We start from the raw sequence: 21625 nt of genomic DNA, 5'->3' as shown, positions 1-21625 counted from the left end.
TTTTAATCACCTTTTGAGCTTGGAAAGTAGAAAAAAACAGCTTTTTAAAATCTGTCTTATTGCCAAAAAGACTTAATCGTCGACATCCAAACCGTTACGCAGCGATATGGCCCCTCATAAATGGCTTTTTGGGTTGTACCGATGGTCGGCGCATTCTTTATTGACATCATCAACGCAATCGTCATCAAACTACACTTGGCGCTGCCACTTCTGCGACGCACTGAACTTTGTCGCGAACAGCGTTAAACCCTTGTGAAAAACAGCCTCAAAACTGCCGCCAAGTTAGTCAGCCAACTCAAAAAAGGGCCTTCGAAGGCCCTTGACTTCAGTTATCAGGTTAACCATGACTCAACTGTCGCTGTACCGTATTCAGATTTCCATTCTTTTAGAATCTTATGGTTTCCACCTTTGGTCTCGACGACCCCTCCAGTGTGCGGATTCTTGTACGTCTTGATCTGGCGAGATCTACGAATAACAGCCTTCGGCTCAACCATTGTTGCACTGCGCCCAGCTTGAGGGTCTAGCAAATTGATCACGCCCAACAAACTAAAGCCATATTCTGCGAGCAAGGCACGCAGCTTGGCTTCAAACTCAATCTCTCTCTTGAGGCCAGCGCTTTCCTTCAGCGCCTCAAGAGCCTGAAGCTGCTCAGCGAGGCTTCTTTCAAGTTGGCGGAATTCGACGAGCTTTGACATATGCGATCTCGGTGTGATAGAAAAAGTCATGGTATACCGTTTTTTGTGCAATAGGGTCATACACCTGTATCAACCCAGTCGCCAAAAAATCCAAATTTAGGAAGTGGATCGTTTTTCACTACTGGCGACAGCAGTCTATGCAGAACCGATCCCAGCTACAGATAATCGAAAAAACTGGCTATAGAATCTCATGCCGATTGAAAATATCACCGCATCGCGGATGAAATGGTCAAAAAATCAACGGTGTGGCGAACGCTGTTATCCACCGGAACAGAGGCGAACAATTCATTGAAAGGACACATCATTTTATCGCACGGATTCACCAGCGGCCCCTTGTCCAAGGGGCTGACGACCGGTCCCGACGGCACTAAGGTGACTACATTATCCTCCGTTGCCGAGTCGCTGGGATGGTCAACACACCGCCCCGACTTCCGCTCGGATGATATCGATCCGTACAATTATGCTTTATGTATAGAACCTAGACTGAGGCGCCTGAAGGCCGCAATTACCGCTTCACCTTCACCACCGATATTGATGGGCACCAGTATTGGTGCCTATGTCAGCGCCCTCGCGGCGTCTCAACTGCCTGTAGCAGGCCTATTTCTGCTGGCCCTGCCTACACGAATTCCAGGTGACAATAACACGCTTGCACCAAAACCAGTCCCCAGTCTATTGGTTCATGGGTATGACGATGATATATGCCCGGTTGATGACGCGCTTAACTTCGCACGCCGCCATGGAATGCCTAGTCTCTTATTAAAGAAAAACCATTTTTTTGAAAACTCATTAAGTATACTTTCGGCCCATTTCACAGCATTTCTGGCTACGGTGAGCGAATAATTTTAATGATTCACCTTGAGATCAGCTTCATTTAAGGCGAACTTCATCGGTAATTACCGGAGCTTATCTAATTGAGACCCAAGCCAATCGCGTCGCACATGCCCACCACCGAAGATCATATTAATTTAATATTTTGATCTCAAAACCTTCTCAGCGTATGCGATTATTAATTTAAAGATCCTGGTCGTTCAGCAGCTTTCGCTCTAATGACTGCAGAGCCGTCAGCAACGCTTTTATCTGTTTGTGGCAGAAAGCCGCATCTCTTCGAAAGGCCCCTGCTTCAAGCTCTATACAGGTATCAATCAGCTCTTGGGCATCAGCTATTTGTGCCCCACCCTTGATTTTATGAGCAAGCTTTACAATTTTCTCAAAATCGTTCTTGCGCATTAGCTCCTCAAGCGTTGTTCCGTCTGTACGATTGGTACTGATAAGCTCGTTGACTAAATCGAGGTAGGCATCAGGAACCAAAATCTTGAGCTTCTGCAGCTCCCCGCCCTCCGCCCGAGCTGCTTTACTCCGACGTTCGACTTGGGCTGAGACGGCACCGATTTGCTGTCTCAAGGCCTCGATACCTATGGGTTTGAACAAACATTGAGTCATACCAGCATCCAGGCAATTTTGAACAATATGGGGTTGAGCATGAGCGGTGAGTCCGAATATCGGGTGAGCCCTCAGCGCTTTAGACTGTTCGATGGTTCGCATCCGTCGGGATAGTTCAAAACCGTCCATATGCGGCATATTACAATCGGTGATGGTCAGATCGAACGGTGGCTCGGCCTGCTGCCATTCGACCAATGCACTTTCTCCGTCGTGGCACGCCACCGCTCGGTGACCAAGATATTCGATCTGCTGACAGAGCAGCAGCCGGTTGGGCGCATGGTCTTCGACGACCAAAATATTCAGGCGCGGACCCATTTGCGTCGTAATTGAATTGGTTTCGGGGGCGGCGACGTGCTGACTACGCTTAGCGATGAAATGCATTTGAAACCGCGAGCCAATACCAGGATGGCTGTCGACAGTCAATCTAGCCTCTAGAAGTGCAGCCAAGCGAGTGCAAATGCTCAACCCCAAACCTGTACTGCGCCCATAATTAACATCTGGTGTAACCTGAACAAAAGGTTCGAATATAGCCGTTTTTTGCTGGTCGTCTAAACCAATGCCAGAATCGCGCACTTCAATCAAATAGCTCCCAAAACCAGATTCAACGTCGGGCAACTGCTTCAACGAAAGCTGCACAAGTCCATGCTGAGTGAATTTGATTGCATTACTGATCAAGTTGGCGACAATTTGATTAAGCATTAACGAATCGATGATGACTTTTTCATCGACAGCATCAATCAAAAGATCAAATTTCAGGTTCTTATTTCGGGCATTCATCTCGAAAAGTTTGTGTACTGATCTGAGAAGCTCCCCAAGATGGGTCGGCCGCGGAGAGGGGACCATAGCCCCGGCTTCAATTTTCGAAAGATCTAAAATATCGCCAATTAGCGTTAGCAGCGATTGCGCCGATTGGTGAGCCACTTTTAAATTTTCATCAATCTGATGCGCACTTCCCCCGCGCACGCGGACCATTTCGATAAGCCCTATCAAGGCGCTTATCGGGGTCCGAATCTCGTGGCTCATGCTGGCCAAAAAAATTGACTTTGAATTGTTTGCCTCAACAGCAGCCTCCTTCGCCAAGCGAAGTTGCTCCATCAAGTGTTCACGCTCACTAATGTCAAGCCATCCGCCGATTATGCCGGAGAACACACCGATACTACTTCGGAAAGGGAACGTCCAATGATAGATGCGATGCTTCTTACCGTTAATGTCGATTTCTAGATCTGCAAACACTGGTTCAAGATGGCTTTCAGCATCACGATAAACCTGCTCATAATGGCGGCTCAAATCTGGTGAGATCACGCCCGACTCCACCAGCGTTTTTCCAATAACGTCCTCCTGTCGTGTTTGTAGAAATTCTGAGTAAGCTCGATTGCAGTGCACCAAACGACCAGCTCTGTCACGCACGTATAGCGCAATAGGTGATCCATCTATGAGAGCTTTACTAAAGGACAGCTGGTCATTAAGGGCAAGTTCGGCACTACGACGCTTCTTGATCTGAACCTGTAGATAATAATTCCAAATCAAGAACACCAAAAGGAAGACAATGGCGACGCCTACTACTTTATAGACTTTTTCCTTATAGGTATTCCAAGAACTCGACACGGCGGGAGCAGCATGCCTGCGCCAGCGATCACTCAGTGTTTTTAGTTCCTCAGGCGCAATCTCCAACAAAACTTTATCAACAATAGACTTCAGAGGTAGATCTACGGGACTGACAACCATTGCAACACGAGCGGGGAAAGGGCCTATGACTGCCGCTATTTGCAGATCCTTCTGAAAGTGGTGCTTGATGAAGTAATCGGCACCAAACTGGGTGTGCAGGCTGGCATCCACCTCATGTTCGGAAAGTAATTCGATCCCCCTCACGGCGGTAGTTACCGGAATTTGTATGATTTCAGGATAGTGCTCGGAAAGCCAATTGGAGAGTGGATTATTAGCCGTAATTGCCAAACGTTTACCCCTCAACTCTTCAATGCTTTGTATGTCCGCTCCTGCACGGCGTGTTACAACCACGAAAGGGCTTATTAAATATGGACGAGTGTATTGTTCGAGGGGTAGACGCAAATCGCTAATGGTTAACGCTGCGACAAGGTCAGCGCGGCCGCTTTGGAGCTCTTTGAGCATCGCAGGGACACTATTGCTGTGAACGATTTCAAGTTCCAAGCCAGTGCGTCGTTCGATGATTTTTAAAATATCAGCACTGAGGCCCTGGAGCCGGCCTTGATCATCAAAAAAAGTCATGGGGGCGTACGACCCCGCCACCAGAACCCTGATTTTCCTATGAGTTGAAAGCCAAGCCACCTCATCTGAATCAAGAGCCAACGGAGGTGGATTGAACAAAAAGTCGTTGCTTAACCCCCAGCGCGTGGTGATTCGCATCCTGTCAATGATCGAAATTGCATCTAAGCTTTGGTTAATTGCTGCTAGTAACTGCGGCTTGCGATCACTGATAGCAAAATTAATATCTGCCACGGCAGAGAGGGCATTACCGGAGACATAGACGTCGTTGCTATAAAGCATTCTGATCAAAAATTCTGCTGTGATTGCGTCGGTCCAGAACGCATCGGCCTGGTTGTACACCAAAGAAGCCAGACCATTCAAGTGGTTGGAGTACTGAATAAGCGTTGCTTGGGGATATTGTTGTTGAAGCAGCTTCCCAACTTCTTTGTCGCCGGCGTATGCCAGTCTTTGTCCCTTTAGATCTTTAGACGGAGGGAGGGTTTCCTCAATTGGGCGCACTATCACCTTTGTATTCAGCAAATAGGGATGGGTCTGAGTAATCGAGCCACCAGAGTGCTCACTCAGCTCGTTCAGCGCAAGCATGTCGATCTCGCCTTTCTCAAGCGCCTCTAGCGCCTGAGCATGAGTCTGGAAACGCCAAATTTTCAGACGTAAACCAGTTGCTTCGCGTATGACTCCCAGGTAGTCCGCCGTAACGCCCTCGAAACTGCTTTGGTCAAATCCGATATCCAATGGAGGTAACGCTCGGCTCCAGATAGCCACATTAATTTCGGGATTGGAGGCAAGCCAAGTCTCAGTCTGCGTATCGAATTTAACGCTCGGCGCAGTGATCGGTGCATTGACGACCAAATTCACAGGTATTGCCGCTGGTTCGGCTGCCACGATCGCAGTGCACAGCAGAATCAGCAAGCCACCAACCCAGCGAAAAGAAACGTTAAGAGTACGCAAGAGTATTTGTTCCATTGAAAGTATTGTGGCTGGAGCCTAGGATGACCAAAAAAGTAGAAAAAATGACAACTTTCAGTTGAATCTAGCAATCATGGGCAGACTTGTCTCGAAAAGAAATACTCTTTGGGGGTCCGGACGCAACTGTGAAAGCCCAGCTATTTTGTGTTCACGGTCGTCATGCTGCGTCTAGCTTCGGCTGGGAAGCGAGGGGACGACGTCGGTGCCAGGCCGAGCCCCCGTTCATTCATCGATTACGAAAGCTTCTACGCGGTAAACAGCATGGTTACGATGATGGCGAGATTTTAATCTCGGCGAATTTCAGAAAAACACCATAATGCAAAAACATCAGCACCTGCATAAGGGGATGCGGCGGAAATCTTGGACTGCCTGGAGGTCGTTCATGTATTCATACGAAGACCGTATCCGAGCAGTCAAGCGCTGCATCAAACTAGGGAAGCGCACCGGGGCAACGATTCATCAGTTGGGCTGCCCGACGAAGAGTTTTCTGAAGCGCTGGTATGAAGAGTACGAGCGATGCCTCGACCTGTCACGTGACGATGTGTCCTCCGAGTCGAAGTACTCACTGATCCAAAGGGAAAAGGCTGTCGGCTACTCTCTCGACCACGAGCGCTGCATCTTCCACCCTCAAGGCGCTGGGCTACCCCGCACGGGAAGCGTTGCGTGCCTGGATTCACAAATTGCCCCCCAACTGCGCACGCGTGTCGTCGGTCGATCTGACGGGCCGGCTCGCCCGCGCGCGATGAAGCAGGCCGCGACATCGCGCTGTGCACGCGACAAGAAAGTGCGAAAGCCGTGGCTCAAAGCTGGGCGTGTGCAGGCCGGCCTTGTACAACTGGAAAAATCAGTTACTCGGCCCAGAGGCATCCGCATCCCTGAAGCGCCGACAGGAAACTCCATCGTCACCGGAACGAGAAGAGTTGCAGCCGCAACTTGAATCTCTTCGGCTCGACGTGCGTCGTCTGTAGCTTGAACACGAACTGTTGATGAAGGCGAATGAACTCATAAAAAAAAGAGACGGGCATCGATCGGCAACTCCTGACCAATCGGGAGAAGACATTGCTGGCTGATGCCCTGAGGCAGACGTATTCCTTGTCAGAGCTGCTTGAAGCGCCGGGCTTGGCCCGAAGCGCCTATTGCTATCATCGAACCCGAATGCCGGTCGCGGAAAAATACACCAAAGGCACCGACGTGCGTCGTGCCATGGCGGACATTTTCGAGCGCAATCATCGTTGTTACGGTACCGACGGATGCAGGCTTCGCTGAGCAGACCGCGCAGGCGTCTGTCAGAGAAGGTGGTGCAGCGCTTGTAAAGCAGGAGCGCCTGGTCGTCGCCACGCCGAAACGCCGTCGCTACGACTCCTACCTCGGGGCGATTGGTCCCGCGGCGGAAAACCTCGTTAACCGGGACTTCACGGCTACTGCTCCGAATGAGAAATGGCTGACCGACATCTCGGAGTTCCAGATCCCGGCCGGCAAGGTCTACCTGTCCCCATGATCGACTGCATGGGAAGATCATCAGTTGCTCGATCGGCACGCGTCCGGACGCCGAGCTTGTGAACACGCTGCTGGAAGCCGCCGTTGAAACGCTGGCTTGCCACGATAAACGGCCTGTTGTTCACTTCGATCGTGGCGCTCACCGCCGCTGGCCCGGCTGATTATCGCGTATCGCTGATGCGAAGCTGATTCGTTTGATATCGCGCAAGAGCTGCTCGCCTGACAACGCAGTTTGTGAAGACTTCTTCGGCAGGTTGAAACGGAACTGTTCTATCCTCGCAATTGGCAGCCAGCGAGCATCAAGCAGTTCATTCAGGCCCTGGAATCATACATTCGCGGGTACAACGAGAAACGAAACAAGATTTCCCTCGGCGCTCTCAGCCCCATTGAGTATCGCGATAGCCTGGGCATCGCATTATAACCAGTCCAAGTTTTTATCCGCATCCCCATTACACCGACGATCTCGTTTCGTAATCCCTGAAAACACTTCCCTGGGCAAGCTGCATCACGTGATTCAAGTCGTGATGGGCTAGAGCGACAGTCATTTTCATGAGTTTGAAATAGCCGGTGAGAAATACGGGACTCCCGATCCTGATGACTGGAGGCCGCCGGTGAATCCAGAAGCTCGCAAGACATTGGTCAAAGCGCTGGTCGGTAAAAAGAGGTTTGACTATCTTTACGACTTTGGTGACAGCTAGGATCACCGAATCAAAGTCGAGAAAAGGTCACCCGCGATCACTACCCCTCAACTTCCGTATTGCATGAGGGCGCCAATGCCAGGCCACCGTAAGACGTAGGTGGGGCGCCGGGTTCCGAGGGTTCTCGAGAAGCCATGGCAGACCCCAAGCATTCAGAACACGACGACATCGCAGACTGGTACGGCGAAGTATTTGAGCCGGCGGCATTTGACTGTGAGCGGGTCAATCAATGGATGAAGCAGGCGAAGGTCTGATCAGCAAGAGGGTGTTGGGCGGACGTACATGGACGCCCTCCTGTTTGCCAAGCTTTCATTTCGAAACGGTTTGAAGGTAAAGATTGCACCCGTACATCCGGACTTTCACTACGAGACGTGCTCGCTGTCCCCGATGGGTTCTGCTGGTCAGTGCCTCAGTCGCTTACACGCACTCGAAGCGCCTCGTCCGACGCGGGTTGTGCCGACCGCGGTCTTACCTGTCTTGCCATCACTAAGTGACTGCCTGTGCAATCGGTGGTGTGATCTAGTTCGGTGAAGCTTCGACGGCTCGTCTAAGCAGTTAGGAGTGGATGCCGATAATCCGGTTGGTACTCGCTTTTGTGGGTTAGTAAGGCCCAAACGATCATGGCTGTCTTGTGGGCCAAGGCCACGGCAGCGATATTGATATTGCGCCGGTTGATTAGCTTGACCAGCCAGCTATTGGGATCGTTTTTCTGGCCGGCCCGATAGATCACTGAGCGGGAGCCGTGAATCATCAAGGTTCGTAGGTACGCATCTCCGCGTTTGCTCATGCCTAGCAACGTCGGCGTCCACAGCTGGAGTGCTGCCGAGGCACGAGGCCTAACCAGGCAGCCAATTGCCGTCCGTTTTTAAAGTTCTTTGCATCGCCGATCGAGGCGACTAACGCATTGGCAGTTTGCGGGCCAATGCCCGGTATCCTTTCTAATTGGCGGCTGATTTCGTCGGCCCGGTGCCACGCCTTGATTTGCGCTTCAAGCTCCTCAACCTCTGTATCCAGCACTTTGAAGTGCTCGATCAGTCGCTCAATAAGTTGACGGAACGAGACCGGCAGCTCATTGGCCGCGCCTTCGATTACGCTCGGGAGCCTTGTAGCAATGTGAGCGATTCCGTGCGGCACAACCAGACCAAACTCAGCCAGCAGCCCTTGGATCTGATTGGCCTGGGCTGTACGCGCCCTCACGATTCCCTGACTCGCACGATGCAAGGCCAATACAGACTGCTGCATCATTCTTGTTGCTCTTGACATAGGGGTTTGACGAATTGCGGGGCCATGAGTCGCACGGTATGGCCAAGCGTTTCAAGCTTACGGGCCCAGTAGTGAGCACTGCTACAAGCTTCTATGCCGATCAGGCAAGGCGGCAGGTTGGCAAAAAACACTGCCACCTGATCGCGCTTCAGTTGCTTGCGCAACAGGGGGTTGCCTCGCCCGTTCATGCCATGAATCTGGAATTACGTTTTTTTGCAAAGTCGATACCAACAGTTCTGATTTCCATGGCTGATTACCCCTTCGAGCAAGTGGATGGTGACGCCACTCACCCTGGCACAGCGAGGCGATTATGGGCGGGCGCCCACGCCATTGCTTACGATCAAGCGGCATTTGGGTTATGTGAAAGCGCGCTTTGGTGGACTGATTGCGCATTCCACGCCATCCGGCCACTCAGCCCACCAACATCCGGCCACCGCTCCACGCTCATCCGGCCAGGCAGTCGGAGCGCAGCGACGCAGGTTCGCATTGTTAGATTGAAGTGCCCGTCGTCGTCAATTTCGTTGCGCGTCTGCGCATCGATTCGCCCTTCAGTTCGATCCGATAAACGTTGTGCACCAGTCGGTCGAGGATCGCGTCACCCAAGGTCGGATCGCCGATCAGCGCATGCCATCTGTCTACCGGCATTTGGCTGGTCACCAGTGTCGAGCGCTGGCCATAGCGGTCATCCGACAGCGCCAGCATGTCGCGCCGTTGCGCAGCGGTAAACGGCGCCTGGCCCCAGTCGTCGAGGATCAAAATCGGTCTTGGCATAACCCGCCATCAATGACGCCAGCAGTGTTGGGCCCCGCCTGCTCTGCTCAGCGGATCAGCCGTTGCGGTGTCCACTCGGCATGTTCCCGGTGGCTCTTGGGCATGTGCTCGGTCTGGGTGGTGTGGCGGCCTTTGTGCGGCGAGCGCAGATGGCTGGCCACGCGCTGGTTGGTATGGAAGCACTCAACGGTCTGCGCGGTCAGACGTACTTCGAGTTGGTGCTTCACCAACTTGGTGCGGCACCGAGTAGTAGTGACCGTCGACCTCGACGTGATAGTCGATGTGCACCCGTACTTTTTTCCACTCGGCGTAGACGCAAGGATGCTCCGGCAGCGGTTGCAGCGCCGGTTGGTCGATGGCCTCGAAGGCTGAGCGGCGCAAGCCGGGCAGCTTTTTGAAGGGCCGATGGTTGAGGCGTTCAAGTAGTACGCCGATGACCGTGCTGAGTTCGCCCAAGGAGAACAACTGGCGGTTGCGCAGCGCTGCGAGGATCCAGCGCTCGACCACTTGCACGCCGACTTCGACCCTGGCTTTATCCTTGGGTTTACGCGAGCGAGCAGGCAGCACCGCAACGCCGTAGTGCTCGGCCAGATCCGGTAGCAGGGGTTGATGTCCGGCTCGTGGCGATGCGCTTGGGTGACGCCGCTGCGCAGATTGTCCGGCACCGGTATCTCCGACGTCCCAGTGAGGAAAGCGAAGCAGCGCGCATGCGAGCCCAGCCAGTCGGCAGTTGTTGCAACCAAGTGGCCTCAGCAAAGGTGTAGCTGGAGGCGCCCAGCACGGCGACGAAAGATCTGCGCCTGACGGATTTCGCCGGTACGCCGGTCGACAACCACCACAGTTTGGCCAGCATCATCGACGAACAGCTTTTCACCGGCACGGTGTTCCTGGCGCATGACCACATCGATCTTCGCGGCCCTGAGGCGGCAGTGCTCGCAGTACCAGGTGTATTGGAAGCCTTGCGGTTGGCTGAGCCGGTACTCTTGCCAAAGCAGGGCCAGGGTGACGCCGGGGCGACGTAACTCGGCATGAGCCCATGACCAGTCGGGCATCGGACGCTGGTTGTGGGGAACCGTCGACGCCGGCGGAAACAGACATCGTTGTAGCTCGGCGTCGGTCAGTGCAGAGGACCAAGTCAGGCCGCTGACAGCCAAACGATTGAGGTAGTCACCGACGCTGGCTCGACCCACTTGCAAGCTGACAGCGACCTGGTGGGTAAATAGGCCGAGCTCAAATTTGAGAGACAATACTTCTCGAATCTTACGCATGGATAACCGCTCCCCGACGACCTCTCTGCTTCGATAAAAGAGGTCGATGGCCGTGAATTAATCCTGCGTTGCTGCCTGCCTTGGGGATGGCCGGATGTACGTGGATGGGGGGGGCGGATGGCGGTGGAGTCGATGGCCGGATGGCCGTGGGATCCGCAGACTGATGAAAAACACGGCTGAACTGACCACGCTGTTCGCATTGTCAAACCTGTAGACCGCTTGAAAACAGCTGATGGGTATGGGCGAGTTGCGCGCCTGCCCCCCCCCCGGGAACCGTGCACCAAGCTCGCCAATCAGGTGGGTAAACGACGCTTTTCCGCATGAGCGATGCATATCGCCCCCCCCCCCAACTCGCCGCGACGACCCGGCAAGTTGATCGGAGCATCCCAGAGTCTGGGGTTGGGGTTGGGGTTGGGGTTGGGGTTGGGGTTGGGGTTGGACGTTGGCGACCACGGGCATCACGAACAATCTTGGGCGACTTGCTTTCGCTGCACGTCGGGTGACGAAAGATCCAACATCATGTTACCGAAGCTCTGTGCAAATCCCTTCTGGACCGGAATTTTTGGGTGTCATTTCCGCCAAAGTAACCGTAATCGTGACGGACAAATTTTGAACCTGGCACCTCAGTAACCTTTTTCGGGTATCGCTTTACTTTCATATTTCTTTGATTATTCACTTGAGTTAATGTGGAGCCATGATTTAGCGGCAATCAGATATCTACGTTTTGGAGTACTGAAAATGAAGTGGTCGATCGTTTCCCCTCTGCAGATTGCTCTGCTCGATGATCACGCTCTGATTCGAGAAGCGCTGAAAATCAGACTCTCCACCGAGTCTGATTTCCGCGTAACAGGTGTATACGCAGGTAGTGCAGAACTGCTTGAGGGCTTACGCCGAGAAAGGGCAGACCTATTGGTTCTTGACTATCAGCTGAGCGAGGGGGAGCTAGATGGTCTGCGGCTGATTCAGCTACTGCGTAGCCATTACCCAGAAATGCGAATCCTGATTTTTTCATCCGTGGAGCGTCCCGCTACGGTTAACATGGCTATTCGTGCTGGGGCTAATGGCTTTTTTGGAAAGTCTCAAGAAACTGAAGAGTTGATGCGAGCGATCCGAATCGTGGCCCAGGAGCACTTGTATCTTTCACCATCCATGGCTGCAGAGCTTGATTCCACACCAATCACCTCAGTCGCACCCGCTGAAGACGGCGCCCCCTCAAACAACATTGGGGCGCTAACAGATTACCCTGCATTATCCCCCAAAGAGCGCGAAGTGCTGCGCTGCTGCTTGGAAGGAATGTCAGTATCTCAAATCGCCGGCAAATTTCTTCGTAGCCGAAAGACTATTAGTGGTCAAAAACAGGCAGCACTACGCAAACTAAACGTTCGCACAGATACTGAGCTGTTCAAGCTACATTTGGACCTCAAGGATTTTTGACTACGATTCGGCCAACCCATTGCGCCTGGCCAAATCATAGAGATCAACAAGGGAGCTTGCGTTCAGTTTGATCAGGAGCCTGGTTTTATATGCATTGATATTGGTGCTGCTCAGCAGCATACGCTCTGAGATTTGCTGATTGCTCAGACCCTGGACCAGCAGCTGAAGCACACCAAGCTCGCGGATAGAAAGGGTCTTTAAAAGCTCTTCGCCCCGATGCACGCTAACTTCGTGCCGAGTGAGAAGCAGAGTGCTCTCTGAGTAATAATGGTCACCATTTTTCACAGACTGGAGAGCGTTGACCAACTCACGCAAATCATCGTGCTTGCTCACAAAACCATGCCCCCCTGCTTCCATGCAGCGCTTTGCGATATAATTGGAAACTTGAGCAGTTAGCACAATGAATTTCACAGGCAAGCGTAACACCCCTATACCATTGAGCACCGCTATGCCATCGACTTTTGGAAGACCAATATCGAGTATCACCGTTCCCGGCTGTAGCTCATGTATGAGATTCAATGCCTGAGCGCCATCCTCGGCTTCTCCGACGACTTTGTAACCCTCGCGTTCCACTAGGTAGCGAACCGCCATGCGCACTACCGGATGATCGTCGACGATTATTACGCGGTTATCCATGAGCTTGCCAGCAGATGATATGAGTTAGTAAGTATTTTACTACACTCTCGGAATATGCAACAAATAGCTTTTTTTTAAGACAAGCCTCAAGCATTAGATGCAGCACTGGATATTACGCAATTACTGAGCAACCGTAAAAGCCTTTCAGGCCTCGCTGACCAGTCAATCGCTTTGTCCCATGCTTTGTCAATTTGACATGGAATCGCAGCCCCCCCCCCCCCCCCCCCCCAGCCCGAGTACGCCATGCACGTTGCTTGTGTGGTGCCGGGCCAGCATGAGCGGGCACCTTCAGTGTTTTTCCGACCCTGATATCATCAATTTTCTTATCGCTTAATAGACTGAGCGCATGAAATTGGATTCAACTATATAAGAATACGACTCATTACCAGCTCCGCTTTTTTTATGGCCTCGCTCCAGCAGCTGAAAGTGTTCGCGAACACCTGACTTGACACACAACCAATTTGTATTAAGACAATTCCTAGATACTTATTGATTAATGACTGCCAAGCTTATTGGCTCGCTGATATCTTTTTTGATTTAGTGTTGAGTGCTTTCAATCTTAGGCAGCGCTTATTGAGCGCAGGTGGCTGGCCGCGGAGTGGCACCTTTCCGCCTACATTGTTTGCCTTATTTTCTGTGAGCAAATCGGCTTGCCTATATTCGAAGCAAAAACTAGCCACCTGCTAATTTTATTCATTTACCTAGGCGGCGGATGCACAAGTGCGCGCCGTATCTTAACTCATAATTTAATTTGGAGTCTGAAATGACACCCTACTCGAAGTTGCAAATATTCCTCCATTGGTTTTCAGCGGCGATAATTTTGTGGGCTACAGCCAGTGGCTTTTTCACCGCATTCGTCGGTCTCCCCGATTCTCTTCGCGAGCTGGTTGAGTTTTTTAACGTCTCGATTACTACCGTATTAATTCCTTTTTTTATTATTCGTATTTATCTTGCGCTCACGCGCAATGTAATTAAGAAAAAATCCAATACAGCCTGGATCGCTTTGATCGCGCACAGTCTTATTTATTTGACTACCTTCGCCGTACTCGTATCCGGCGTGCTGATGATGGACAGGGATATTAATATCTTCAATATTTTTCTGATCCCTCAGCCACTCAAAGATCCGCAATTGATTGAGTTTTTCCATGTCGCCCATAGTTATGCCTGCATCGCCCTCGCTGCTTTGTTGATTTTGCATTTGGCGGCGGTGGTGAAACATCATTTGGCCGGTAACCCGATCCTCAAACGGATGAGCTGGTAAGGGACGGAATGGGGGGGGGCGCCTGTGAGTTATCGTTACCCCTCCTCTTCTAATAGTTTTGGAGGCTGACACATTCATTAGTGGCAGATCTGTCAGCATATCTGAATGACACTAACAACTAGAATGAGAAATGTCGAGACACATTTGATGCTAGCAAATATAGCTCGTTGGGCTAAGGTAGGTGTTCGGTGCCATGGTTAACCCTCCATAAAACTCCTCGGTGTATGGCGGTTTTTTTTGCCCACATGGGCTGATTTCTCGCCAGTACCTCATCCTCATAAAATCCTACGGCTATCTGCTTGAGTCATTCGCGCCTACCTTCGCATGCACGTAGACGTTATTTGAACGAGGCCCATGAAAGACAGGACTCCAACGCCCCGATAAATTTATACTGCGACCACATACCTGAATACGCTCGACAACCGGATTACTTAGTATTACCGACAGGTGCATTAGTTGTATTGTCAATTCCTAGTGCTGAGTGTTGCATCTTAGAGTATTAGACTGCCAAAATACCAAATCATCTTTCCAAGAGGAGAACCAAACTATGCCGTCACAATTTGTCTTACTTTTACAAGCCGCCTTGGTGCTGCCGGTTATCTTTAGTGAAAATGCAAATGCGTCAGCGCCCGGCTCCGCTCAAGCGTGCTTTGAAGCTGTCAGCCAAAATTTCAGCGAAGCTTTGAATTGTTATAAGCAGGAGCAGGCCGCAAAACCATTAAGTTATACCGCACAGGGTACTAAGCAGTTCGAGGGTGTTCAGCTTCGTCGTTTTAAACTAAACTCTCAGGCGTGGTCGCCTGCGGGGATAGTTAAAAATGATAATTGGTATCATGATGTTGAAATTTACATTCCAGATAATGCCTTAACTGGAAAAGCATTATTGATTGGCAATAACGGCACTAATATACCTGGGCCAAATGGGAGGACCTCTCCTCCCACAAATTTCACTCAAGAAATGCTACTCGATATTGTACGCAAAACTCGCACCATCGCCATTACCGTCAGTGATACTCCTAATCAGTATCTAACCTTCACCGATGACAATCTTCCCCGGCGCGAAGACAGTGCGGTTGCTCATAGCTGGGCGTTCTTCCTCAAAAATCCTGAAGAAAATACTTTCACATCACTGCATGTGCCAATGATGGAAGTTTTTATTAAAACCATGGATTTGGCTGAGAAAGAACTCAAACAATGGGAAATCGATCAGTTTCTTGCTTCCGGTGCTTCCAAGCGTGCCTGGGCTGCATGGTTGGCAGCCATCGCGGACAAACGCATCATTGCTTTAGCACCATTAGTAATAGATATTCTCGACATGAATAATGTACTCAATCACACCTACCGGGTCTACGGTAAAAGTTGGCCGCTGGCTTTCAAGGATTACCAGCAAGAAGGCATCACTCAACAACGCAACACTGAAAATTTCGATAAGTTGGAGAGAGTGGAAGACCCTCTGCGCTATCTGAACAGCGCCTACGCCGAGAGGTTGGAAATCCCCAAGTATATCGTTAACTCTGGTAATGATGAGTTTTTCATTCCGGATAACACACGGTTTTATTTTGACAGATTGCCAGGCGAAAAAACACTGCGCGTTATCCCCAATACTGGCCATGATATTAAAAAATTTAGTGTACCTGTACTGATTGACCTAGTTAATCGTTTGCAAGCAGGTCGGACGCTGCCTAAAATTTCGTCAGAAATGAAGTCGGATGGGCCTAATAAAATGCTCTCCGTTCACTTTTCAGAAGAGCCGGTTAAACTGGTTCAGTGGGTCGCGGTCAACCCTTTAGCTCGTGATTTTCGTTTCCCGTGTGGAACTCGATATGTGGGTACGGAAATTCATAATTACAACCGCCACATACAAGTCCCACTTAGTGTGCCATTACAGGGATGGTCCGCCAGCTTTGTTGAGGCCACATTCGCTGATGGCGTTGTCGCTTCCACTCAGGTTAATGTCCTACCGGATACCTACCCGCAAAATCGCCCTCCGGAAATCGAACCTGGTTGCAAAACCGTCGTCGATTCGCCACCTCATTGAATGGAAGTGCTTGGTAGGAACCGTTCGACCTACGAATAGTTTTCAGACAACGCTTAAAGGGTCGTCGCTAGAGTTACGGCCGTAACGGCGCTGGCGACGAACTCTCCGGCATTATCTGGTGCTGGTGGGTCCATGCTTATGAGCGGCGATCGCCGTATTCATCGGCTCCGCCAAGTCGATCAGATCGGTGAGTACCAGCAGTACATTGACGGTTTCCGATCCAAGTCTTGGGTGGGGTCAGCCGCTGGCGGACGGCTGTTAGGCTTTCACGCACACCCTGAATTTTCTCCTGCAGGTCGCCACTGACGGGCCGCGTTCAGCTTTTGCCCCAGCATCAGATTCAGATCGCGGCCGGTGGCCAGGTGCAGATCATCCACCGCTGCCAGACTGGCGGACCCACCCGACAACCACTTCAACGCCCTCAGGGCTTCGAGGGTTTTGGCACCTCCAACCGTTTCCGTGCTGTGGTCGTCGCTGCTGATACTGCTGCTCGGGTAGTGTTCCTGGTTGTCCAGGGCTTCGACTTCACGCTAGCAGGCCCGATCAGTGATCTTGGCATCGGCCTGACGTGTTCAGTTGCCCTCAGCGTCAGCACGTTGTTAAAACGCTCAGGCATATCGCGCCCGGCTTGGGCATGTGCGCCACGTCATCACGCTTGATCGTCTTCACGAAGCTCTCGGCCATGCCATTACTCTGTGGGCTACGACCGGGGTGGTCACCGGCTGCAAGCCGATCTGTCGAGCAAACAGGCGCGTCTGTTCGGCGGTGTAGGCCGAACCGTTTATCGCTGAGCCACTGCACCGGCGTTGCAGGCCGTTGATCACCGAAGCGCTTTCCACACTTTCCAGCCTCAAGTCGCGGATGTCATCGCCGTTGTACCCGGTCGGGCTCGCGACCCAGCCGATCGCTTCGCGATCACAGCAGTCCAGGGCGAAGGTCACGCTCAGTTTGGCGCCGTCCTCGCAGCGGAACTCAAAACCGTCCGAGCACCAACGCGTATCGCTGGTTTCCACGGCAATACGGCCTTCGTGCCGACGCGGCACGCCGGGCTGGTTGATCCGGCGTTCAAGCAGCAAATTGTGATCACGCATGGCCCGGTAAACCCGCTTCACGTTGATCGCGGCTAGCAACCGGGTTTCACGGGCGCGACGCAGCAATCCCCAGACCCGACGGTAGCCATAGCTGGGCAGCTCGCTGACCTGTTGCTGGATTTGACCACCCACTCAGCGCCGTTCACAGGCCTGCTTCGCCATGTCTTGGGCGATACCGATTGCTTGATTCGAACCTTTAATTGCGAACGCGCCACACCGAGACATTCGCTGAACAGCCAGCGTTGTAGTCGATGACCATTCGACTAACGCTCCGGCATCACCAACAGTATCCAAGGTAGTCAGTACAGAATCGCGTCAGAGCTTTTCGCCGACAGATCCAATAGCAATAGAGGATGCTGACTACCTCGTAACCGTCCGGCCAGCACCCTCTCCTGATAGCCCTCCAAGTTGGCCAAGATAGTGGACACCATTTTTTAGTGGACACTATCTTGGATACAGTTGCCCCAGCCCGTCGAGCCGGTCGCCGTCCCAACTTTCCGCTGGACTTTAACCGCCAAGTCGTCGAGGCCACCCTCCAGCCTGGTGCCTCCGTGTCGTTGATCGCTCGCGAACATGACGTCAACGCCAACCTGGTGTTTCGCTGGCGGCAGCAATACCAAGAAGGGCTATTCGGCCCGGTCAGTCAGAGTGCAACGTTTTTGCCTGTCCAGGTGATCGAGACGCCCCCGGATCTGCTGCACATTCAAGCACAGCCAGAAAGTCATGCCGAGATCGTTGTTGAGGTGGGAAAAGCCAAGCTGCGCATCACCGGTACGCCCGACCCGCAAACCGTGCAACTTATCTTGCAGCAGTTGCTGCGATGATTGCCCTCCCGCTGGAACCCGTATCCGGATCGCCGCCGGCGTCACCGACATGCGTCGTGGCTTCGACGGTTTAGCGGCACTGGTGCAGACACAGCTGGAAGCCGATCCCTTCTCCGGTCAGATCTTCGCCTTTCGCGGACGACGCGGTGACCGGATCAAATTGTTGTGGTGGGATGGCGACGGCTTGTGTCTGTTTTGCAAACGGCTGGAACAAGGACGGTTCGTCTGGCCACAAGCAACCAGCGGCAGCGTGTCTCTGACCGCTGCGCAGCTATCGATGCTGTTGGAGGGCATTGATTGGCGCAGGCCAATTCGTACAGCACCCGTCCTCGCGGTGTGACTTGCCGGGCTGAAAAACCTGAGTAATATGCGGTCATGACTCTCGTGACCGATTCCCTGCCGAATGATCTTCAAGCCTTGAAGGCCCTGGTCTCTGCCCAGCGGGCAGAGATTGAGCGCTTGAAGATGATGATTGCCAAGCTGCGTCGTACGCAGTTCGGTCGCAGCTCCGAGCAACTGGAAGCGATGATCGATCAGCTCCAGTTGAACCTTGAAGAGCTGCAAGTCAGCCAAGCCGAAATAACACCTCCAGTCGAGCCGGCACCTCGCGCAGTTTCGCGCCGTAAACCATTGCCCGAACACCTGCCTCGCGAAACCCACGTTCATCAGCCCGAGTCACAATGCACTGGCTGCGGTGGGAAACTTCGCCATTTAGGTGAGGATGTGTCCGAAGTGCTGGAGTACGTTCCGGCTCGTTTCAAAGTCATTCGCCATGTCCGTCCGAAGTGGGTTTGCAACTGCTGCGAGCACATCGCTCAGGTGCCGGCACCGAGTCGCCCAATAGCCCGAGGCCTTGCCGGCCCGGGACTATTGGCCCATGTGCTGGTCTCAAAGTTTGTCGATCATTTGCCGTTGTATCGGCAGTCCGAGATCTACGCCCGTGAGGGCGTGGATCTGGAGCGCTCAACCCTAGCCGACGGGGTCGGCCAGAGCAGCCAGTTGCTGCGACCACTGATCAACGCCCTAGAGCACCACGTCATGAGCGGTCACAAAGTCCATGCCGACGACACGCCGATTGGCGTGCTCGCACCAGGCAACGGTAAGACCAAAACGGCTCGCCTGTGGACGTACGTGCGCGATGACTGGCCTGCGGGTGACTCGACACCGGCCGCCGTGTGGTTTGCCTACTCGCCGGATCGCAAGGGCAACATCCTCGCACTCATCTCAAAAGTTTCAGTGGGATCTTGCAGGCTGACGGCTATGCCGGTTTTGCTCAGCTGTATACGACGGGCACTATTAAGGAAGCCGCGTGCTGGGCTCACACCCGCCGCAAGTTTTACGATGTCTACAAAGACCAGGCTTCGCCACTTGCCGGCGAGGCAGTACAACGGATTGCGGCCCTGTATGCCATCGAGAGCGAGATTCGAGGGCAGCCGCCCGACCAACGAAAAGCGGTTCGACAAAGCCGGGCCAGTCCGCTGCTGGAACAACTACACGCATGGCTTAACCAGACGCTGACTCAAGTATCGAAAAAATCGGCATTGGGCGGTGCGATCCTCTACGCCCTCAATCGGTGGCAGGCGCTGACGCGCTACTGCGATGATGGCCGGATCGAAATCGACAACAATGCCGCCGAACGGGCGCTGCGCGCCGTTGCCTTGGGTCGCAGAAATTATCTGTTTGCCGGTTCCGATGCCGGCGGAGAACGAGCGGCTGCGATTTACAGCCTGGTGGGTTCTGCCAAGCTAAACGGGTTAAATCCGCAGGCCTATCTGACCTACGTGCTTGAGCACATCGCCGAACATCCAGTTAACCGGGTGGGCGAACTGCTGCCCTGGAATATTCCCTTGAACCACACTGACCACTGCGAGGCCGCCTGATCCATGGTTAAAACTGTCAGCCTACCCAAACCTGCACCTGATCTCTTGCTGTTGCACATCGAGCTGAAGTGGATCACACCGACGATCTGACGTCGTTTCGTAGTCCCTGAAACATTACCTTAGGCAAGCTGCATCACGTGATTCAGGTCGTGATGGGCTGGAGCGACAGTCATCTTCATGAGTTTGAAATAGCAGGTGAGAAATACGGGATTCCCGATTCTGATGGCTGGGGGCCGCCGGTGAATCCAGAAGCTCGCAAGACATTGGTCAAAGCGCTGTTCGGTAAAAAGACGTTTGACTACCTCTACGACTTTGGTGACCGCTGGGATCACCGAATCAAAGTCGAGAAAAGGCTACCCGCGATAACAGCCCCTCAACTGCCGTATTGCATTGAAGGCGCCAATGCTTGCCCACCGGAAGACGTAGGTGGGGCACCGGGCTATGGGGATTGTCAAGAGGCCATGGCAGACCCTAAGCATCCACAAGTTGATTGTGAGTCGCAACAGCTATTTAGGAACGGTAGCCAGTTACTGCTTTTTAATACCATATAAAAATGCTCCGACATGGCTTCTTTTAAAATTGTATGAATTTACATAACCAGCAGAGCTGGAGTACTTTGGATGAAATTTATTCACCATAACCATAAATCGATTTTTATTGCGATTTTTGACGTCAGTATAGTTAACACTTCCATACTGACTCATTGAGATTTTCATCATGCCATTAAGGTTGGCTTTTTTAGCATCTATGATGCTTGGCTTTTCTCCAGTGTCAATTTTTGTATGCGGGAACTTTTCCGTATAGCTTAAAGATTTATCTATCTCATGATGAAGCATTTTCAGAGTCCGCATAACACCTCTATTTTTATAATTAAGAAGACCTTTACCATTCTCTCCATCATAAAGAAGATTGTCTTCATGATGAAAGCTTTCCTTCTCATTCAAGCTAAGATTTGATTCGTCAAGGAATCTGGTAATTATGGCCATTTTTATATTTATATCATTATCATTATAATGCTCCTTTACCATTTTGAACGTTTCTAAAATGCTACTCCCTGTTATCGAGTAATCGAGTAATCGAGTAATCGAGTAATCGAGTAATACTGCATTTTTTTGTTGGCAAAGGATTTGCTAAGACTGCTTTTCAAATAATTATTTCGATTATTTTTCTCCTTATCACTAAGTCTACTGAAATTGGTCATTTTTGCATTATTGCCCAACCCTGATACCTGTAATAAAGCGGTACTGAAGCCAGACTCACTAATATACTCACCTAATATTTGAGGTGAGCGGCCGACCATAACAAATACTGTATCATCAGGAGACATTCCACCAGCAGAAAGCCCCTGCTTTATACTATTAAAAATCGAAGTAAATCCTTCAATATCTTTTTCATCAAAGTGTGTTCTCACCGGGGCCGGCCCCTGATCGTCATGGTAAGCAATCGGATTATTTCTGACCATCCTGAACAGGTTCATCCCGTCCACTGTGCCCGCCGGGTCTGCACTCAGCCACCGGCCCGCCCACGGCTGGTAGTACCGGTACCCGTAGTAATACAGCCCCGACGCGTCTCGCTCCTTGCCTGAGTAACGCACCGTTTTGTAGCCCGCTTCCACCGCG

The 21625-nt window shown here is 52.0% G+C and carries 13 protein-coding genes and 7 pseudogenes; 11 read left to right on the top strand and 9 right to left on the bottom strand.

The genetic code is table 11. The features are described 5' to 3' along the window. Nucleotides 1–332: 332 nt before the first annotated feature. Nucleotides 333–695, bottom strand: coding sequence for a histone-like nucleoid-structuring protein, MvaT/MvaU family (locus J7E41_RS25640; RefSeq protein WP_214997066.1), 363 nt, complete (start codon nucleotides 693–695; stop codon nucleotides 333–335). Between the two features lie 225 nt (nucleotides 696–920). Here J7E41_RS25640 and J7E41_RS25635 point away from each other — a divergent pair, with 225 nt between their 5' ends. Beyond that, on the top strand, nucleotides 921–1535 hold the full coding sequence (locus J7E41_RS25635; RefSeq protein ID WP_214997065.1) for an alpha/beta fold hydrolase: 615 nt from the start codon (nucleotides 921–923) through the stop codon (nucleotides 1533–1535). Nucleotides 1536–1706: 171 nt separating this feature from the next. Here the strand turns inward: J7E41_RS25635 and J7E41_RS25630 are convergent, their stop codons facing one another. Next, nucleotides 1707–5327, bottom strand: a complete 3621-nt coding sequence (locus J7E41_RS25630) for a transporter substrate-binding domain-containing protein (protein WP_214997064.1) — start codon at nucleotides 5325–5327, stop codon at nucleotides 1707–1709. A 400-nt stretch (nucleotides 5328–5727) separates the two neighbouring features. Here J7E41_RS25630 and J7E41_RS25625 point away from each other — a divergent pair. From J7E41_RS25625 to J7E41_RS28220, 3 genes and pseudogenes are all read left to right on the top strand, one after another. Continuing rightward, nucleotides 5728–7263, top strand: a pseudogene (locus tag J7E41_RS25625) (IS3 family transposase). A 139-nt stretch (nucleotides 7264–7402) separates the two neighbouring features. After that, nucleotides 7403–7540: a hypothetical protein gene (locus J7E41_RS28225; RefSeq protein ID WP_353049431.1), complete on the top strand. Its 138-nt coding sequence runs from the start codon at nucleotides 7403–7405 to the stop codon at nucleotides 7538–7540. 134 nt (nucleotides 7541–7674) lie between these two features. Continuing rightward, nucleotides 7675–7794, top strand: coding sequence for a plasmid pRiA4b ORF-3 family protein (locus J7E41_RS28220; RefSeq protein WP_251029684.1), 120 nt, complete (start codon nucleotides 7675–7677; stop codon nucleotides 7792–7794). Between the two features lie 293 nt (nucleotides 7795–8087). Here J7E41_RS28220 and J7E41_RS25615 read toward each other — a convergent pair. The 3 pseudogenes from J7E41_RS25615 to istA form a co-directional block, all read right to left on the bottom strand. Continuing rightward, a pseudogene (locus J7E41_RS25615) lies at nucleotides 8088–9050 on the bottom strand (IS110 family transposase). Nucleotides 9051–9292: 242 nt separating this feature from the next. Further along, nucleotides 9293–9593 (bottom strand): annotated as a pseudogene (locus tag J7E41_RS25610) (ATP-binding protein); the annotation flags it as partial. A 31-nt stretch (nucleotides 9594–9624) separates the two neighbouring features. Beyond that, nucleotides 9625–10842 (bottom strand): annotated as a pseudogene (gene istA, locus J7E41_RS25605) (IS21 family transposase); the annotation flags it as partial. Between the two features lie 738 nt (nucleotides 10843–11580). Between istA and J7E41_RS25600 the strand changes: the two are divergent. Beyond that, entirely contained in the window at nucleotides 11581–12276 is a 696-nt protein-coding gene (locus tag J7E41_RS25600) for a response regulator transcription factor (protein WP_214997063.1), read from the top strand. Here J7E41_RS25600 and J7E41_RS25595 read toward each other — a convergent pair whose 3' ends face one another. Next, nucleotides 12277–12912 carry a response regulator transcription factor gene (locus J7E41_RS25595; protein ID WP_214997062.1) on the bottom strand — a complete coding sequence of 212 codons (636 nt, stop codon included), beginning with the start codon at nucleotides 12910–12912 and terminating at the stop codon, nucleotides 12277–12279. Between the two features lie 763 nt (nucleotides 12913–13675). Between J7E41_RS25595 and J7E41_RS25590 the strand changes: the two genes are divergently transcribed. Together J7E41_RS25590 and J7E41_RS25585 are read left to right on the top strand one after the other, a co-directional pair. Beyond that, nucleotides 13676–14173 (top strand): cytochrome b, encoded by a 498-nt coding sequence (locus J7E41_RS25590; protein ID WP_214997061.1) that lies wholly within the window; start codon nucleotides 13676–13678, stop codon nucleotides 14171–14173. Between the two features lie 547 nt (nucleotides 14174–14720). Beyond that, a complete protein-coding gene (locus J7E41_RS25585) occupies nucleotides 14721–16211 on the top strand; it encodes a PhoPQ-activated protein PqaA family protein (protein ID WP_214997060.1) in 1491 nt (496 codons plus the stop codon). 618 nt (nucleotides 16212–16829) lie between these two features. On the opposite strand, the pseudogene J7E41_RS25580 reads toward J7E41_RS25585, so the two are convergent. Continuing rightward, nucleotides 16830–17529: pseudogene (locus tag J7E41_RS25580) on the bottom strand (DDE-type integrase/transposase/recombinase); the annotation flags it as partial. Between the two features lie 222 nt (nucleotides 17530–17751). On the opposite strand from J7E41_RS25580, the gene tnpA reads away from it, so the two are divergent. From tnpA to J7E41_RS25560, 4 genes and pseudogenes are all read left to right on the top strand, one after another. Then, nucleotides 17752–18126, top strand: a complete 375-nt coding sequence (tnpA, locus tag J7E41_RS28610) for an IS66-like element accessory protein TnpA (RefSeq protein WP_214997058.1) — start codon at nucleotides 17752–17754, stop codon at nucleotides 18124–18126. Continuing rightward, entirely contained in the window at nucleotides 18026–18466 is a 441-nt protein-coding gene (tnpB, locus tag J7E41_RS25570) for an IS66 family insertion sequence element accessory protein TnpB (protein WP_214997057.1), read from the top strand. The genes tnpA and tnpB overlap by 101 nt, the downstream gene beginning before the upstream one ends. 35 nt (nucleotides 18467–18501) lie before the next feature. Beyond that, nucleotides 18502–20006 (top strand): annotated as a pseudogene (tnpC, locus tag J7E41_RS25565) (IS66 family transposase). A gap of 3 nt (nucleotides 20007–20009) precedes the next feature. Continuing rightward, nucleotides 20010–20497: pseudogene (locus tag J7E41_RS25560) on the top strand (plasmid pRiA4b ORF-3 family protein); the annotation flags it as partial. A 36-nt stretch (nucleotides 20498–20533) separates the two neighbouring features. Here J7E41_RS25560 and J7E41_RS25555 read toward each other — a convergent pair. After that, on the bottom strand, nucleotides 20534–21034 hold the full coding sequence (locus J7E41_RS25555) for a hypothetical protein (protein ID WP_214997056.1): 501 nt from the start codon (nucleotides 21032–21034) through the stop codon (nucleotides 20534–20536). A gap of 29 nt (nucleotides 21035–21063) precedes the next feature. Continuing rightward, nucleotides 21064–21621 (bottom strand): RHS repeat-associated core domain-containing protein, encoded by a 558-nt coding sequence (locus J7E41_RS25550; RefSeq protein WP_214997055.1) that lies wholly within the window; start codon nucleotides 21619–21621, stop codon nucleotides 21064–21066. Nucleotides 21622–21625 lie beyond the last annotated feature (4 nt).

Source organism: Pseudomonas fluorescens (assembly GCF_018614655.1).
Taxonomy (GTDB): Bacteria; Pseudomonadota; Gammaproteobacteria; order Pseudomonadales; family Pseudomonadaceae; genus Aquipseudomonas; species Aquipseudomonas fluorescens_BX.
Note: the sequence above shows the minus strand (reverse complement) of the source record. Positions and strands in the feature narration are given on the sequence as shown.